Source organism: Xanthomonas sp. NCPPB 2866 (assembly GCF_041475745.2).
Lineage (GTDB): Bacteria > Pseudomonadota > Gammaproteobacteria > Xanthomonadales > Xanthomonadaceae > Xanthomonas > Xanthomonas arboricola.
Window position 1 is genome coordinate 3,822,096 of the sequence record NZ_CM192975.1, and the last position, 14,981, is coordinate 3,837,076.

At 65.3% G+C, this 14,981-nt stretch carries 12 protein-coding genes; 4 read left to right on the forward strand and 8 right to left on the reverse strand.

The annotated features are described in order from the left end of the window. Positions 1–7 precede the first annotated feature (7 nt). From ACCQ04_RS16270 to ACCQ04_RS16280, 3 genes are all read right to left on the reverse strand, one after another. Positions 8–433 carry a c-type cytochrome gene (locus ACCQ04_RS16270; protein WP_046344172.1) on the reverse strand — a complete coding sequence of 142 codons (426 nt, stop codon included), beginning with the start codon at positions 431–433 and terminating at the stop codon, positions 8–10. Continuing rightward, positions 430–2,037 carry a flavin monoamine oxidase family protein gene (locus tag ACCQ04_RS16275; RefSeq protein ID WP_046346055.1) on the reverse strand — a complete coding sequence of 536 codons (1,608 nt, stop codon included), beginning with the start codon at positions 2,035–2,037 and terminating at the stop codon, positions 430–432. The genes ACCQ04_RS16270 and ACCQ04_RS16275 overlap by 4 nt, the downstream gene beginning before the upstream one ends. Positions 2,038–2,124: 87 nt before the next feature. Beyond that, a complete protein-coding gene (locus tag ACCQ04_RS16280) occupies positions 2,125–4,407 on the reverse strand; it encodes a TonB-dependent receptor (RefSeq protein WP_209220124.1) in 2,283 nt (760 codons plus the stop codon). 297 nt (positions 4,408–4,704) lie between these two features. Between ACCQ04_RS16280 and ACCQ04_RS16285 the strand changes: the two genes are divergently transcribed. Together ACCQ04_RS16285 and ACCQ04_RS16290 are read left to right on the forward strand one after the other, a co-directional pair. Continuing rightward, positions 4,705–5,322 carry an HAD-IA family hydrolase gene (locus ACCQ04_RS16285; protein ID WP_226427411.1) on the forward strand — a complete coding sequence of 206 codons (618 nt, stop codon included), beginning with the start codon at positions 4,705–4,707 and terminating at the stop codon, positions 5,320–5,322. After that, a complete protein-coding gene (locus ACCQ04_RS16290; RefSeq protein ID WP_372358790.1) occupies positions 5,309–5,392 on the forward strand; it encodes a hypothetical protein in 84 nt (27 codons plus the stop codon). The genes ACCQ04_RS16285 and ACCQ04_RS16290 overlap by 14 nt, the downstream gene beginning before the upstream one ends. Positions 5,393–5,527: 135 nt before the next feature. Here ACCQ04_RS16290 and ACCQ04_RS16295 read toward each other — a convergent pair whose 3' ends face one another. Further along, positions 5,528–6,754: an acetylornithine transaminase gene (locus ACCQ04_RS16295; RefSeq protein WP_167709623.1), complete on the reverse strand. Its 1,227-nt coding sequence runs from the start codon at positions 6,752–6,754 to the stop codon at positions 5,528–5,530. Positions 6,755–6,826: 72 nt separating this feature from the next. Here ACCQ04_RS16295 and ACCQ04_RS16300 point away from each other — a divergent pair, with 72 nt between their 5' ends. Next, positions 6,827–7,699: an ion transporter gene (locus tag ACCQ04_RS16300; RefSeq protein WP_226427412.1), complete on the forward strand. Its 873-nt coding sequence runs from the start codon at positions 6,827–6,829 to the stop codon at positions 7,697–7,699. A gap of 1,046 nt (positions 7,700–8,745) precedes the next feature. Here ACCQ04_RS16300 and ACCQ04_RS16305 read toward each other — a convergent pair. The 4 genes from ACCQ04_RS16305 to ACCQ04_RS16320 form a co-directional block, all read right to left on the reverse strand. After that, positions 8,746–9,687 carry a YiiG family protein gene (locus ACCQ04_RS16305; RefSeq protein ID WP_226427413.1) on the reverse strand — a complete coding sequence of 314 codons (942 nt, stop codon included), beginning with the start codon at positions 9,685–9,687 and terminating at the stop codon, positions 8,746–8,748. A gap of 96 nt (positions 9,688–9,783) precedes the next feature. Continuing rightward, the gene (locus ACCQ04_RS16310; protein WP_372358564.1) at positions 9,784–10,758 is read right to left on the reverse strand and encodes a YiiG family protein; all 975 of its coding nucleotides are present in this window, start codon (positions 10,756–10,758) and stop codon (positions 9,784–9,786) included. A gap of 218 nt (positions 10,759–10,976) precedes the next feature. Continuing rightward, positions 10,977–11,792: an SDR family oxidoreductase gene (locus ACCQ04_RS16315; protein WP_102255919.1), complete on the reverse strand. Its 816-nt coding sequence runs from the start codon at positions 11,790–11,792 to the stop codon at positions 10,977–10,979. A gap of 201 nt (positions 11,793–11,993) precedes the next feature. Beyond that, positions 11,994–12,653 (reverse strand): serine/threonine-protein kinase, encoded by a 660-nt coding sequence (locus ACCQ04_RS16320; protein ID WP_104555305.1) that lies wholly within the window; start codon positions 12,651–12,653, stop codon positions 11,994–11,996. A 159-nt stretch (positions 12,654–12,812) separates the two neighbouring features. On the opposite strand from ACCQ04_RS16320, the gene ACCQ04_RS16325 reads away from it, so the two are divergent. Next, complete coding sequence (locus tag ACCQ04_RS16325; RefSeq protein WP_226427414.1) at positions 12,813–14,900, forward strand: bifunctional DedA family/phosphatase PAP2 family protein; 2,088 nt, start codon at positions 12,813–12,815, stop codon at positions 14,898–14,900. Positions 14,901–14,981 lie beyond the last annotated feature (81 nt).

Genomic DNA, 14,981 nt, shown 5'->3' on the forward strand with positions numbered 1-14,981 from the left:
GGGGGAATCAGTGGCGCAACGATTTGACGTCGTCGACGGTGACGCGCTCGGCGTAATCGTTGCCGAAGTGCGTGCGCACATAACTTGCCACTTCGGCCACCTGGCGGTCGTTGAGCATCTCGCCGAAGCCGGGCATGCCGGCGTGGCCGTCGAGCACCATCATGGTGACGTAGGGTCCGGCGGCCAGCTTGGGATTGCCGGCAAGCGCCGGGTATTCGCCGGCACCTTGCGCGCCGCGCCCGGCCGGCATGTGGCAGCCCTGGCAGATCGCCTGGTAGACATCCTGGCCGGATGCCTTGGCAAAGCCCTGCTGCGGGAACAGCTGGGTGGCATCGGAACTCTGCGCCTGCGCATCGTATGCGCCCGGCGGCACCAGCAAGGCAGCCATCGCAACGACGAAGCTGGCCGCGGCCAATCGTGGTAACAGACTCATGCGCGACCTCCTCCGGCCAGCACTTTGCGATGCAGACGGCCGACGACATCGTGCGCGGACAAGATCGCGCCCTCCTGCCAGGCCGGAATATAGGAGACGTGTTCACCGGCCAGCGCCAGGCGCCCGTCGATCTGGCACAGCGGCGTGTAGTGCTCGGCACGCGCCTGCTCGCTCCACATGCCGAAACAGCCATGCGTGAACGGCACACGGTGCCAGCCGACCGAAATGCCGTTCTCGAACTCGCGTGGATACTGCGGATGCAGCTGCGTGCCGTATTCGACCGCCTTGCGCACGCGCTGCTCCGGGGGCATCGAGGTGAACTGGTAGGCGTCCAGTCCCCACACGTAGGCACCGAGCAGCACGCCCTTGCCGGGGCTGTGATAGTTGGTGCTGGGATAGCTGATCAAGGTGATCGGCAGATCGGTATAGCTGATGCCGCCATAGATGGCCTCGTCCTCTTCCCAGAAGCGGCGCTTGAACTGCAGGCCCACCTTCACCGATGCCGCGTACGGCACCTGACCGATCGCGGTGGTCATCGCGTCGCCGGCGGTGACCGGAATACGACTGAGCACCGACAGCGGAATCGTGCAGATGCACCAATCGGCGCTGGCGATGCGTTCTTCGCCGCCGTGCGCAGCATCCTGCCAGGACACACGCACGCCGTTGCCGTCCTGATCGATCCTGGTGACCTTGGCGTTGTAGGTGATGGCATCGCCAAGCTGCTTCGCGAACGCCTTGCCGATCTGGTCCATGCCGCCCACCGGCTGGAACATGGTGGTCTGCATCTCGTAGTTGTTGCCGGCCGCCAACGTGGTCCACAGACGCGAGCGCAACACGTCCTGCACGCTGAAGGGATCGGAGAACTCCGGCTTGCCCGACAGGCCGCCGCCGGGATACCGCGCAAAGCCGCGCCGCTCGCTGCTGTCCTTGCCTTTGACGTAGCCGAACTTGTGGTCGAGCGCGCCCCAGGTGCGCAAGGACTCCAACAGCACCTCCTGGTCTTCACGGCTCACGCTCTGGTCCAGCGCCTGCTGCTGCGTGCACTTGGCCAGCAGCTCGGACACGTGGCCCTTGTAATCGGCATCGATGGCGCGGAAGCGCTGCGGTTTGCCGCCAAAGCCTTGCTGGCTGTGCAACAGCGCGTTGTAGTTGACCTGGTTGAACGCCTCCAGGGCCACACCGAATTGCTTGCAGTAACTCAGCACCGCCTTGTGGTGATGCGGAATGCGCCACGGCCCCGGATTGAGGTACAGCCCGTCGTCGAACTGGCAATGCTGGGTCGCCCCGCCGAGTTCGGTATAACGGTCGCCGCCGCGCAGCGTCCAGTTACGCCCACCGGGGCGGTCGTTGTATTCCAGCAACTGCACGCGGTACCCCGCCTTGCGCAGTTCGAAGGCCGCAGCCATGCCGGCCAGCCCCGCCCCCAGAATCAGCACCGAGGCGCCTTTCGGGTCGCCGTCCAGTTGCAGCGGCCCTTTGAAATTTGATTCGGCGGCCATGCCCAGGCTGCTCATCGCCTGGTACATCAATGCGCCGCCAGCGGTCATGCCGATGCGCGCCAGCAGTTGCCGCCGCGTCATCGCCCCAGAATGATTGCCTTGCATCAACGCGTAGTCCTTGCATGTCATGGAACGAGTGCGACTGACACCACCGATGACGCGGCCGGCAACGCAGCCGGCCGCGTCACCGCCTCAGAACGTGTAGGACAGACTGGCGAACAGCTGGCGCGGTGCGATCAACTGGTACGAGCCGGAACTCTCGTTCGGGAACACCGCACCGATCGCATCGTCCTTGTCGAACAGGTTGTAGACCGACAACTGCAGCCGCCCACCGGCCAGGAACCCGGCATCCTCGCCCTGGTAGCCGAGGCTGCCGTTGACGATGAAGGTGGCATCCACCTGGTCGGTATTGAGCGTGTCGCCGTAGCGCTTGCCGGTGTATTTGGTGTCGAGGTTGGCGAAGAAATGCTCGCCTTCCCAACCGCCGTTGAGGCTGAACATCACCTTGGGCGAGTCCGGCACTTCGTTGCCTTCCACCTGCACCAGGTTGCCGCTGACCGGGCCGAAATAGTTGTCCTGGAACTCGGATTTGTTCCAGGTCAGCGACGCTCCCAGCCGCCAGCCCGGTGCCGGCTTCCACATGCCGGACACTTCCGCACCATAGGTCTGCACGTCGCCGACGTTGGCGTAGATCGTGGGTGCGACCACCAATGGGTCCGGGTCGGTCAGCGCGATGATGCGGTTCTCGTAATCGATCTTGTAGGCAGCGACGTAGCCGCTCCACTGGCTGGATTCGGCGCGGATGCCGATATCGATATTGGTCGATTCCTCCGGCGCGATATCCGGATTGAATGCGCCCGAGGTCAACGCCAGCCGCGGCGCCGAGCTGAAGTTCTCCGCGTAGTTGGCGAATACCTGTACGCCTTCGGCGAGCTGGAAGCTGGCGCCGACCTGCGGCTGGAACCAGTCGCTGTTCTTGATGGTGACATCGCGGCGCACGCCGACATTGAAGTCATCGAGATTGGCGATGCCGTTGTAGTCGCGTTTGACATCCAGCCCCTTGGCGCCGAACTCCATGGTGAGCCGGTCATCGAGCAGGCGCAGCGTGTCCTTGATGTAGAGCTGCTTCACCTCGGTGGAGAAGTGGTTGTCGTAGTAGATGACGATCGGCAGCGAGCCCTTGAGCAGTGCACCGGTGGCCGGGTCCAGGTTGTACAGCGGGCGCACCTGGTCGAAGTCGTAGTTCTCGTACCACGCACCGACTTCGAGCTTGTTGTGCTCGGTCTCCCACGACACCGCGGTGGTCACGCCGTAGCGATCGCCACCCATGATTTCCTCGCGCCGCGTCATCGCACCGACACGGGTGACATTGCCGTTGGCATCGACGATCTGCGGGTCGTTGATGGCGATGTCGGTGCGCCCCGGCGTACCGGCGATGGCATCGTTGTACAGGCCGGTGGCCGTGCTCGGCGGCGTGCCACCGACGCCGTAACCATGTTTGTTCTCGTAGTAGCCGGTGAAGGTGAAACCGATCGCGTCGTTGAACAGGAAATCGCCGTGCAGGCTGAGCAGCGAGTCGCGGCGGCCGTTCTGCCATTCGCTGTAATGCTCGGCATCCACTTCCGGATTGCCGGTGATGCGTTCGTGCAGATCCCACGCCACCGAGCCGTCGGAGTTGTACGACTGCACGTCGTAGTCCTTGCGGTTGTTGTAGATCCAGCCCAGGGTCAGGTGGCCCACGTCCCAGGCCTGGCGGATCTTGGCTTCAAAGTGATCGCTCTTCTGCGTGGCCGGTTCCATGTCCCACACCCCGCCCTGCGTGCGCGAGGCAGACAGATAGGCGCTGGGGCCGCCTTCCCACCAGTCCGGCGTATCCAGCCGCACGAAGCTGCGTACCAGATCGTCCGAGCCGATGGTCTGGGTGAGATTGCCGCTCCAGCTGTCGCCGCCTTTCGGGGGCAGGCTGGTGTAGCGGATCGCACCGCCAAGTGCGTGATACGAAGGCTGGGTGACATCGCCGGAGCCGGCCGACACGGTGACGTCGAGCAGGTTCTCGCTGGACACGTAGCGGGTGATCGGGCCGCCTTCGCGGGTGTCGAAGGTTTCGATCGGAATGCCGTCCAGGGTCACGCCGATCTGGTTGGCGGAAAAGCCGCGGATGGTCATCGAGTCGCCGAACTCGTACAGCCCGAACGGATCGGTGGTCTGCACATTCACGCCGGGCAGGCTCGCCAGCAACTGCTGCGGTGCCACGCCGGGCACCTGGGCCTGGATCTCGGCAACGGAGATGGAAGCCGTTGTGCGCGTGGAGCCGGTACCGACCACGCTGACCGCGTCCAGCGTGCGCGCTTCCTGTGCCAGGACGGGCAGGCTGTGTGCACCAGCCAGCACCAAGGTCATCGAAGCCAGCGTGCGACCACGCGTGGCAGTGGTGAGAATGGCGGCGACCGACGCCGCCAGTTGATCGGTGTTCAAGCGCTTGCGCATGCAATCGACCCCCTGGATGGTGTGACGTGCTGAGTGACCGGGCCCGCTCCCCAAGACCGGCTGACACCGCGGATGCGGCATGCATCGACCATACCCAGCACAGTTCCACCGCAAGCGCCGCGCGGAGGGTAGGGGCGGCGCGGGTGGGTAGGTTGCTGCCGAATTCAACGATCTGAATGGGTACCATCCCTACCCACCTGCGTGGATCCGGACATATCAGGTCTTGCACGCTTGCCATCCCGTGGCGAATCGACAACGCTGCCCCGCCACATTCCGAGTGCACCCATGCCGCCTGCAGCACCGTCCCTGTTACTGCTCGATTTCGACGGCGTGCTGGCCAGCTATTCGCGGCCGCGCCGTGTGGCGGCACTTGCCAATGCTGCGGCGTGCACGCCGCAGCGTGTGCAACAGGTGTTGTTTGAGCAGGGCCTGGAGCGCGCCTACGACGCCGGAGTGATCGACACGCCGGCCTATCTGGCCCAGCTCAGCGATGGCCTTGGCTGCACGATCGATCGCGCCACCTGGATCGCCGCACGCGTGGCGGCATGCCGCGCCGACCCGGCGGTGCTGACGCAGGTGCTGGCGGTGGCGGCAACCACCGCGGTGGCGGTGCTCACCAACAACGGGCCATTGATGGCGGAAGCGATTGAGCGGATCGTGCCGCCGCTGTTTCCGCTATTGCAGGGCCGCGTGCTGTGCAGCGGCGCGCTCGGCGGCCGCAAACCGGAGCTGCAGGTGTATCAACGCGCGCTTGCACAGCTCGATGCGACTGCCTCACGCACGTTGTTTGTCGATGACCTGTTCGTCAACGTCCGCGGCGCGCGTGCCGCCGGCCTGCATGCGGACACGGTGCGCGATGCGCGGGCGTTGCGGCGGGTGTTGAAACGGTATGGGCTGGAGTGAGGAGCCGGGATTGGGGAGTCGGGAATCGGGAATCGGGAATCGGGAATCGTTGAGCATCGCGAAACACTGATCACCCTCAAGGGTGACGCAAGACGCTGATCGCAGCGTTGAACGCGTCGAAGAAACGCAACGACCCGCGCCGCTTACCCCACCGCGCTTACCGTCGCGGCACCCGCCACGACGGTGCAGAACGCGCAGGACTCCATCACTTCTGCGCCACGTACTCGGCAATGGCCAGGTGCAGGCGTTCCAACCCATCGGCCAGCTCGGCATCGGTCAGATTCAGTGCCGGCACGAAGCGCAACACATCCGGCCCGGCCTGCAGCAACAGCAGGCCATGCTTGGCGGCAAAATCCAGGATCGCACCGGCCTGCCCGGCATGCGCCGGCGCCAGCACCGCGCCCAGCATCAGGCCACGCCCGCGGATCTGGGCGAACAGGCCGAAATCGGTGTTGAGCGCCTCCAGGCCGGCGCGCAGCGCCGCCGACTGACGCGCTACGTTCTCGGCGATCTGCGGCGAGGCCAGCTTGCGCAGCGCCACGCGCGCCACCGCTGCAGCCAGCGGGTTGCCGCCGAAGGTGGTGCCGTGCGCGCCGAACTGCATGGTTTCGGCCACCTTGGGGCCGGCCAGCATCGCGCCGATCGGGAAACCGCCACCCAACGCCTTGGCCAGCGTCACGATGTCCGGCGTCACCTGCTCCTGCCAATGCGCGAACAGCGTGCCGGTCCGGCCCATGCCGCACTGGATCTCGTCCAGCACCAGCAGTGCATCGTGCTGGTCGCACAGCGCACGCACGCGGCTCAGGAAGCCCGGCGCGGCCGGCATCACCCCGCCCTCGCCCTGGATCGGCTCGACCATCACCGCGGCCACATCGCCCGCGGCCATGGCCGCTTCCAGCGCGGCGACATCGTTGAAGTCCACATAGCGAAACCCGCCGGGCAGCGGCTCGTAGCCTTCCTGGTACTTGGGCTGCGCGGTCGCAGTGACCGCCGCCAGGGTGCGCCCATGGAAGCTGCCGCGGAAGGTCACGATCACGCGCTTGTCGGCCGGGCGGCCCTGACTGCTGGCCCACTTGCGCACCAGTTTGATCGCCGCTTCGTTGGCCTCGGTACCCGAATTGCACAGGAACACCTTGTGCGCGAAGCGCGAGGCGGTGACCAGCTCTTCGGCCAGCTTCAGCGGCGGCGCACTGAAGAACACATTGCTGGTGTGCCACAGCTTGCCGGCCTGCTCGGTCAGCGCGGCCATCAGGTCCGGATCGTTGTGGCCCAGCCCGCTGACCGCAATACCGGCGGACAGATCCACATACGCGCGGCCCTGGTCGTCCCACACGCGACTGCCCTGGCCACGCTCCAGCACCACCTGGCGCGGGCGATACACCGGCAGGTAGTAATGCGCGAGGGACAGGGGCGAATCGGCAGCGGTGCTCATGATGGTGGGTCACAGAAGCGGAGGGAGAACGCGCATTCTCGCGCATTCGCCGGCCTGCGGCACAATGCGCGGATGCGCCCCTTCTCCGATCCCCAGCTCACTCCCGCCGCCGACCACGGCTGGCGCCGGCAATGGTTCGACATCATCTACCGGCACGACACCCGCCCATCGCGCAATTTCGACCTGATGCTGGTGGTGGCGATCCTCACCAGCGTGGTGGTGATCATGATCGACAGCGTGCCGCGCATCCATTCGCATTCGGCGCACTGGCTGGTGCCGCTGGAATGGGCGTTCACGGTCCTGTTCACCATCGAATACGCGTTACGCCTGGCGGTGGTGCGGCGCCCGCTGCATTACGCACTGAGCGTGTGGGGCGTGATCGACCTGCTCTCGATTCTGCCCAGCTATCTGTCGTTCTTCGTGCCCGGTGCGCAGACGCTGCTGGTGGTGCGTGTGCTGCGCATCCTGCGCCTGTTCCGCATCCTCAAGCTCACCCGCTACATCGAAGAAAGCGGGCAACTGGTGGACGCGCTGTGGCGCAGCCGGCGCAAGGTGCTGGTGTTCCTGTTCAGCGTGCTCACCATCACCGTGATCGCCGGCGCCACGATGTATGTGATCGAAGGACCGCAACACGGGTTCACCAGCATCCCGACCAGCATGTACTGGGCCATCGTGACCATGGCCACGGTAGGTTTTGGCGACCTGGTGCCGCAGACCACGCTGGGCCGCTTCATCACCTCGGCGCTGATCCTGATCGGCTACAGCATCATCGCCGTGCCCACCGGCATCTACACCGCCGAACTGGCCAGCACGCTGCGCGAAGGTGGCCACACCGGCAAGCGCGATACGCGCAATTGCCCACGTTGCGGGCTGGAAGGCCACGCGCCCGACGCACGCTATTGCCGCCAGTGTGCCGAGCCGCTACCGGAGATCTCCAACGGCTGACGCGGTGCTGCCGACGCGACGCAACGCCTGCGCCCGCCGAGAAGGTGCCGCAGGCGGCTTTGCGGTTCCAATCGGCACACCACTAGGCTGGCGGGCGTGGTGTTCTTATCGATTTCGGGACCGTTAGCGGAAAGGACGCCGCTATAGAGCATTCAGCGACGGATTCACGGCGTGTCCCGCGAGCGGTGAGGGTAAAGCGCCTTCGACTCACCGAGCTTTTAATCTAAGCATCTGATCGCGCCTAAACACGGTCACGCTTCCAGGCCTAGATTTCTTTATGCGTTGTGTTTCGATGGACTTGGATACTGCTGATGGATCAGTCGTAGAGCGGATGATCTGTTACTTGGCTGCAAGGCCCTTGCCCGTCCACCATCGCAGGACACGCCGCAAGTACGTCCCTGTAGGCTCTTACGCGGCATCCATGCCGCGTAAGGTCCCGCGACGGTGGGCGGGCAAGGACCTGTCGAGATGTTCGGTGTGCACAGTGAAGAGCGGCAAAAGCAGTGCGTGATGCGCGTTGTTCGCTACTGATGCGCTGACGTAACGTCCGATGCATGCCACGCGGCAAGCCGCTTTCAAGCGGCCACCGACCAAACTCTCCGGTGGCGGCGCCCTTGCCGGTTGCGGGACCCTTGGCGGCATGGATGCCGCCAAGGAGCCTCCATGGACGGATTCACGGCGTGTCCTGCAAGCGGTGAGGGCACCGCGCTCTCGACTGAGCAGGCTTTTGACTTAAGCATCTGATCACGACGAAACGACGCCAACGTTTCAAGTCCCGATTGCTTTGGGTGTCGTGCTCCGAAGGCGTGGTCAGCACGGACAGGTCAGTTGCATAGCGGCGGATCTGCGACTTTACTGCGGGGCCCTTGCCCGCCCACCATCGCAGGACACGCCGCAAGTACGTCCTTGTAGGCTCTTACGCGGCATCCATGCCGCGTAACGTCCCGCGACGATGGGCGGGCAAGGACCTGTCGAGATGATCGGTGTGCACGGTAAAAGCAGTGCGCGATCCGCTTACACAACGCGACAGGAATGCCCGCACAGCATCAATGCGACATGCGGTTGCTCATGTCGATCAGATCGTTGTAGCTGGCCAGCACGGCCTGGCGGGTGCCGCCCGGCGGCATCGAACCACTTTCCAGCAGCATCTGCTCGCTCTTGTTCAGTGGTGTCTTGGTGCGGATACGTTCGACCAGTCGTCCCGACTCGCGCGCCAGCTTGTCGGCAGAGCGTTCCATGTGGCCCCACATCGCATCGCCCTGGCCGATCTTGGCTTTCTGCGCCTCTTCCAGAATGCCTTGATAACGCGCGAGCTGGGACTGCGCTGCGGCAAGATCCGGCGTGTCGCTGTCGAGCACCTGCACCAGTTGCTTGCCTTCACCGATGATCTTCAGGTGATACCAGGAGGCGCTGCGACCTTCTTCCTTTTCGATCGCATCGATCTGCGCCTGGCGACGCATATCTTCGTTACGTTCGAGTGCGGCATTCATGGCTTCGCCGGCTTCGAAGAATGCGTGATAGGCCTGCATCAACGGCGCGTGCAGCGCCTTCATGCCCTTGCCGTCGTCGCGCAGATAATCCTCGCGGTCGTAGTAGCGCACCGCTTCGCCGATACGCTCGTTGAGTGCGGTGAACCGTTCCTGATAGGTCTTGGCCACCGGATCGAGCTCGGGGTTGGCGGGTGTTTGCGCCAAGGCCGCAGTCATCGGCGCGCCACATTCGTCCACGTGATGCGACAGCACCGTGCCGGGTGCATGGATGCCGCTTTCCTTGCCGGTCGGGCCAGCCTCGGGGTCCTGCATCCACTCGATGTATTGCTGGTAGCTCTCGTGGATCGGCTGCTCAACGCCGTTGAAGCACGTGATGTAGGCATTGATCTTGTCGGCGCCTTCCACTGCGGCGGCGGGTGCGTCTTTCTGGCAGCCGGCAAGCAGCGCGGCGAAAGCCATCGCCGCGGTGAGCGGCGCATAACGAAGTCGAGGGGTCATCTTGGGTTCCAGTGATGGGTTGAACGAGGTGGCTGCCGCAGCGTGCGGCCGAATGACATCTGACGCGGCGCGCGCGCGGCGGCTGCAGCGCGGCAATTACTGACGATTGCTTTCGAACACCAGCGCGTTGTACGTGTTGAGCAACTTGCGTGGCGAACCCTCCGGCGCCAGCGAGGGGTTATCCAGCCAGCCCTGTTCCATCTTGCTGTAGGGCGTTCGTTCGACCACGCGTTTCACCCGCGCCTTGGCTTGTCTGCGGAAGGTTTCCGCAGCGGTCTCGAAGCTGTTCCAGTCCAGCCTGCCCGGCTCCTGATCGGCCACCTTGGCATGCGCCTCGTCGGAGAGACGGTTGAAGCCGTCCAGCAGCGTACTGACCCGTGGCACGTCGAACTGCTCCTGTTCCAGCGCATCGGCGATCTCCTTGGCGTCGAGCATCATCGCCAGCCGATAGTATTCGCGCGTGCGGCCCTCGCCCTGCTCCAGCATCTTGAGTTTTTCGCGTTGCGCCGCGTCGTTTTGCGTGTCCAGCTCGGCGCTGAAGGCGGTACTGGCATCGGCATAGGTGGCCAGCACCTTCATCAGCTCCGGGTGCAGCTGCTTGCCCTTGGCGAACTGGTCGTCTTCGTAGTCCTGACGCGTGTAGTAGTCGGCTACCGCGTGACTGATCGGCTGCAGCGCCTTCAACGCCGCGCGGTAGTCGCGCGCTGCCTTGTCCAATGCAGGCAGCGACGGGTTCGCCACAACGGCCGCGCTGACCGGCGCATCGCACTGCTTCATGTCGTAGGCGTCGATATCGTACGGACCGGTCATGCCGGATTCGTGACCGGTCGGGCCGGCGAACGGGTCCTGCATCCAGCCGGTGTATTGCCTGGCGCCGGCGTGCACCTTCGCATCGATGCGGTTGAAGCAGTCGATGTAGGCGCCAAGCTTTGCGGTCACGCCCTGCAGGGAGTCCGGTTGTTTTTCACTCGTCTTGGCATCGGTTGCAGGCGGCGGCGACTTGCCGCCGCAAGCGGCCACCAGGACGGACACGGACGCCGCCAAAACGACTACACGGAACATCGAAGACACGCGCTGTACATCCTTGTTGGAAACGGTTTCAGCCGCGCACGATAGCAAACACGACTGTGAACTCCCTGTGCTCACGCCCGGGCGCCTACTGCCTGGCTTGCACGCGGGGGCGCGGCCGCTGGTCCGCCGCATCGATTTTTTCGGATCGCGCTGGCCGCATGCGCCGCTGACGGCGTACCCGTATCAGGCCGGCTGCGCGCGCGTGCCGTTCGCTGCGCTCAGTCGAGAAACAGGTCCGGCAATAACGCGCGCGACGGGTCGACCGCGTAACCGCTCAGATCGGTGATGCCGGCCTCGGCCAGCACCTGGTCGTCGATCAGGAACTGGCCATGAAATCCGGCCGCCTCGCGCGTCAGCACCGCATGTGCCGCGTCGGCCATGATCTCCGGCCGTCGACACGCGGCTGCGTCCACGCCATCGATCATGTTGATCGCATCGGTGGCGATCACCGTGCGCGGCCATAGCGCATTGATCGCCACGCCTTGCGGGCCGAACTCGGCTGCCAGCCCCAGCGTCACCAGGCTCATGCCCATCTTGGCCAGCGTGTAGCCGGTATGCGCGCCCCACCACGCCGGGTTCAAGGACGGTGGCGGCGCCAGCGTGAGGATATGCGGATTGGGCGCCTGCAACAGATGCGGCAGGCACGCCTGCGCGCACAGAAAACTGCCGCGCGCGTTGACCTGCTGCATCAGGTCGAAGCGCTTCATCGGCGTCTCCAGCGCACCACGCAACCAGATCGCACTGGCGTTGTTGACCAGGATATCGATGCCGCCAAACGCATCGACCGTGGCGGCTACCGCGGCACGCACCTGCGCTTCGTCGCGGATATCGCACTTGAGCGCCAGCGCCTGCCCACCGGCCGCAGTCACCGCCGCGGCCGCGCTGTGGATGGTGCCGGGCAACTTGGGATTGGCCACTGCCGATTTGGCCGCGATCGCCACATTGGCCCCATCCCGCGCCGCCCGCAACGCAATCGCCAGGCCGATCCCGCGCGAGGCACCGGTGATGAAGAGGGTTTTGCCGTTTAGGGTCATGGGATTGGGGATTGGGGATTGGGGATTGGGGATTGGGGATTCGCAAAAGCTTACAACCCGAGCAAGAACGGTGCGGGATTCGGGATTCGGGATTCGGGATTCGCAAAAGCGTATCGCCTCCCCCACTTGCATCGACCAACCCGCAGGCCCAAGCCATACGTTCTTACGAATCCCCAATCCCCAATAACCAATCCCCGCCCCTCAGGGCCTCGGCCCCCGCCCCTCGTTGTCTTCCCAATGCAGCACGCGGCGGGTCACGAAGCGGTAGACCGGCTTGCCGGTGGCGAACCACAGCTTGCGGACCCAGGAGGTGCGCTTGAGCACGCGGCGTTCCACCGGGGTGATCGCGGCCGGGCAGTACATGCGCTTGTGCTTGAGCAGGTGCCGCAGGTCTTCGCGTGCAAGCAGACGCATCCAGGGCGCGCGCGGATTGCCGCGTACCGCCAGCTGGAAATCGATCACCGCCGGGCTGCCGTCGTCCTGCACCAGCCAGTTGGCTTCCTTGGCCAGATCGTTGTGCGCCACCCCGCGGCGGTGCAACTGCTGCAACAACCTGCGCGCACGGCGGAAGTAGGCCAGATCGCCGCGCGGCGGGCGCTGGTACATCGCGTCGCCGGCCAGATAGCTGCGGTCCAGATGGCGTCCGTCCCAGTGCAACAGACGCGGTGTCCGCGCCAGGCCATCGAGCTGGCGCAGCGCCAGGGCTTCGCGCCGCGCCAGCCACCAGGCCACCCCGCGCAGCAGCCATGGTGCCGCGCTCAGGTCGCGCCGCACGAACAGGCGATCGGCGTTGCGGATCAGCAGGATGCGCCCGAAGGTATCGGACTTCAGCGGCAGGTTGCCGGCGGGTTCGTCACTCATCCCCCATTGTAGGCGGGGCGCCCGCATCGCCACAGCGTGCGTTGCCTGCATGCCACTGCGGCGTGCGGCGTTGCCAGCCCGCAACCTGAGGTGAAGCGGACCGGGCGATGTGACGAGGGCGCAAGTCACCTCATCGCCATGCCCACCTATAATCGCCGGATGAATTCATGGATCGACGCCACGCTGGAGTGGATCGGACACCACCCCACCCTGGCTGGCGTGGTGATCTTTGCCATCGCATTTTCCGATGCGGTGATCGTGCTTGGCGCCATCGTGCCGGCGCTGCCGTTGCTGTTCGCCATCGGTGTGTTGATCGGGCTGGGTCAGATCAACGGGCCGTATGCGGTGGTCTGTGCCGCCCTGGGCGCCTTCATCGGCGATGCGCTCAGTTTCTGGGTCGGCCATCGTTGGGGCCACCAGTTGCACACCTACTGGCCGTTTCGCCGCTACCCGCAACTGCTGGAGCGCGGCGAGCTGCTGTTCCGGCGCAATGCCTTCAAGAGCATCCTGATCGCGCGTTACGTGGGCGCGGTGCGGCCGTTCGTGCCGGCCATCGCCGGCATGTCGCACATGCCGTTCAAGCGCTATCTGATCGCCAGCGGCCTGGCCTGCATCTCGTGGGCGCTGCTGTTCCTGGTGCCCGGCTGGGTGCTGGGCACTGCCTACGACGCGGTGGCTGCAGTCGCCGGCCGCCTGTTTGTGGTGGTCGCCTTGCTGGCCGCAGTGATCGGCCTGGCCTGGGCGATGGTGTTGTACTCGTACCGCTGGTCGGCCGGCCACCTGGACGCCTTGCTGGCGCGCCTGCTGGAGTGGTCGCATCGGCATCCGGTGCTGGGCAACTGGTCGGTGAGCGTGTTCGACCCGCGCCGTCGCGAGTCGGTACCGCTGGCGATGATGGCGTTGATGCTGTTGCTGCTGGGCTGGGGCTGGTTCGTGTTGCTGATGGTGGTGCTGGCGCACGGTGAGCCGTTGCGTGTGGACCTGGCCGTGCACGATCTGATGCTGGCGCTGCGCAACCCGCTGGCCGACTACCCGATGGTGGCGCTGGCCTCGCTGGGCGACTGGCAGGTGCTGCTGCCGGCGATCGCGGCGGCAATGGGCTATCTGGCCTGGCGGCGCCGCTGGATGGCGGTGGCGCATTGGGTGATTGCACTGGCCTTCGGCCTGGCGTTGACACAACTGCTGGGCGCCACCGTGCAGGTGGTGCGCCCGCCGGCGGCCAGCAGCGGTTTCGGGTTTCCGTCGGTGGCGGTCACCATGGCCACGATCGGCTTTGGCTTCTTCGCGCTGCTGATCGCGCGCGAGCTGCCGGGCCGGCGCCGGGTATGGCCGTATCTGGTCAGTGGCGCGATCGTGTCGCTGATCGGCTTCGCCCGCCTGTATCTGGGCGCGCACTGGCTCAGCGACGTGGTCGGCGGCATGCTGTTCGGCATCTTCTGGCTGCTGGTGCTGGGCATCGCCTATCGCCGTCGTGCCACCCGTGCGTTCTGGGTCAAGCCGGTCTCGTGGATCTTCTACGGCGTGTTCCTGACCTGCGCGATCGTGTTCGCACCGCGCAACCTGGGTACCAAACTGGCCAGGTTCGAACCGCCGCCACCGTTGCTGATGGAGTTGCCCGCCAGCGACTGGTGGGATGGCCAGTGGCGCCTGCTGCCGGCACGCCGAAACGAATTCGACGACGACCAGCGCTGGCCGCTGGACGTGCAACTGGCCGGCCCGCTGGCACCGCTGCAGCGCCAGCTGGAAGCACGCGGGTGGCGCATGCAGCCACAAGCCGGCTGGGAGCAGGCGCTGCATCTGCTGGATGTCGGCGGCCGCCCGGACGAGGTGCCGATCCTGCCGGCCACGCTGGACACGCAGGTCGAAGCGCTGCTGATGGTGCGTCACGCCGCGCCCGGCCATGTGCATGTGTTGCGCCTGTGGCCGGCGGCCGCACGCCTGCAGCCCGGCGCGCAACCCTTGTGGGTGGGCAGCACGCAGACGCTGCGCTACAGCCGCCACTTCAGCCTGATCGGCCTGTGGTATCCGCTGCGTGGGGTCGACCCGGCGCTAAGCGCATTACGTGAAGCACTCGGCCCATTGCCGCATCGCGTCGAACAGCGTCGGCGCTCGCAGGTACCAGTGATATTGATCGACAGCACGTCGGCAAATGCGCTGCAGCGAGAGGACAAAGACAGCGCTGCACCACAAACGGAAACCACCGCGTCCGATCCGGCTGCATCGGATCCGTCACGACAGCGTCCTTGATCAATCTGGCAGCAGCAGCGGTCGGCGAACGCGCACTTCTGTAGACAGGAGCTGCCAGGAGAACTTCTTGAACGCTGTACC

Bases quoted from the DNA above. Each gene is read 5' to 3' on its own strand.
- ACCQ04_RS16270 (WP_046344172.1), bottom strand. From the start codon at position 433: ATGAGTCTGTTACCACGATTGGCCGCGGCCAGCTTCGTCGTTGCGATG.
- ACCQ04_RS16275 (WP_046346055.1), bottom strand. From the start codon at position 2,037: ATGCAAGGCAATCATTCTGGGGCGATGACGCGGCGGCAACTGCTGGCG.
- ACCQ04_RS16285 (WP_226427411.1), top strand. From the start codon at position 4,705: ATGCCGCCTGCAGCACCGTCCCTGTTACTGCTCGATTTCGACGGCGTG.
- ACCQ04_RS16290 (WP_372358790.1), top strand. From the start codon at position 5,309: ATGGGCTGGAGTGAGGAGCCGGGATTGGGGAGTCGGGAATCGGGAATC.
- ACCQ04_RS16295 (WP_167709623.1), bottom strand. From the start codon at position 6,754: ATGAGCACCGCTGCCGATTCGCCCCTGTCCCTCGCGCATTACTACCTG.
- ACCQ04_RS16300 (WP_226427412.1), top strand. From the start codon at position 6,827: ATGCGCCCCTTCTCCGATCCCCAGCTCACTCCCGCCGCCGACCACGGC.
- ACCQ04_RS16305 (WP_226427413.1), bottom strand. From the start codon at position 9,687: ATGACCCCTCGACTTCGTTATGCGCCGCTCACCGCGGCGATGGCTTTC.
- ACCQ04_RS16315 (WP_102255919.1), bottom strand. From the start codon at position 11,792: ATGACCCTAAACGGCAAAACCCTCTTCATCACCGGTGCCTCGCGCGGG.
- ACCQ04_RS16320 (WP_104555305.1), bottom strand. From the start codon at position 12,653: ATGAGTGACGAACCCGCCGGCAACCTGCCGCTGAAGTCCGATACCTTC.
- ACCQ04_RS16325 (WP_226427414.1), top strand. From the start codon at position 12,813: ATGAATTCATGGATCGACGCCACGCTGGAGTGGATCGGACACCACCCC.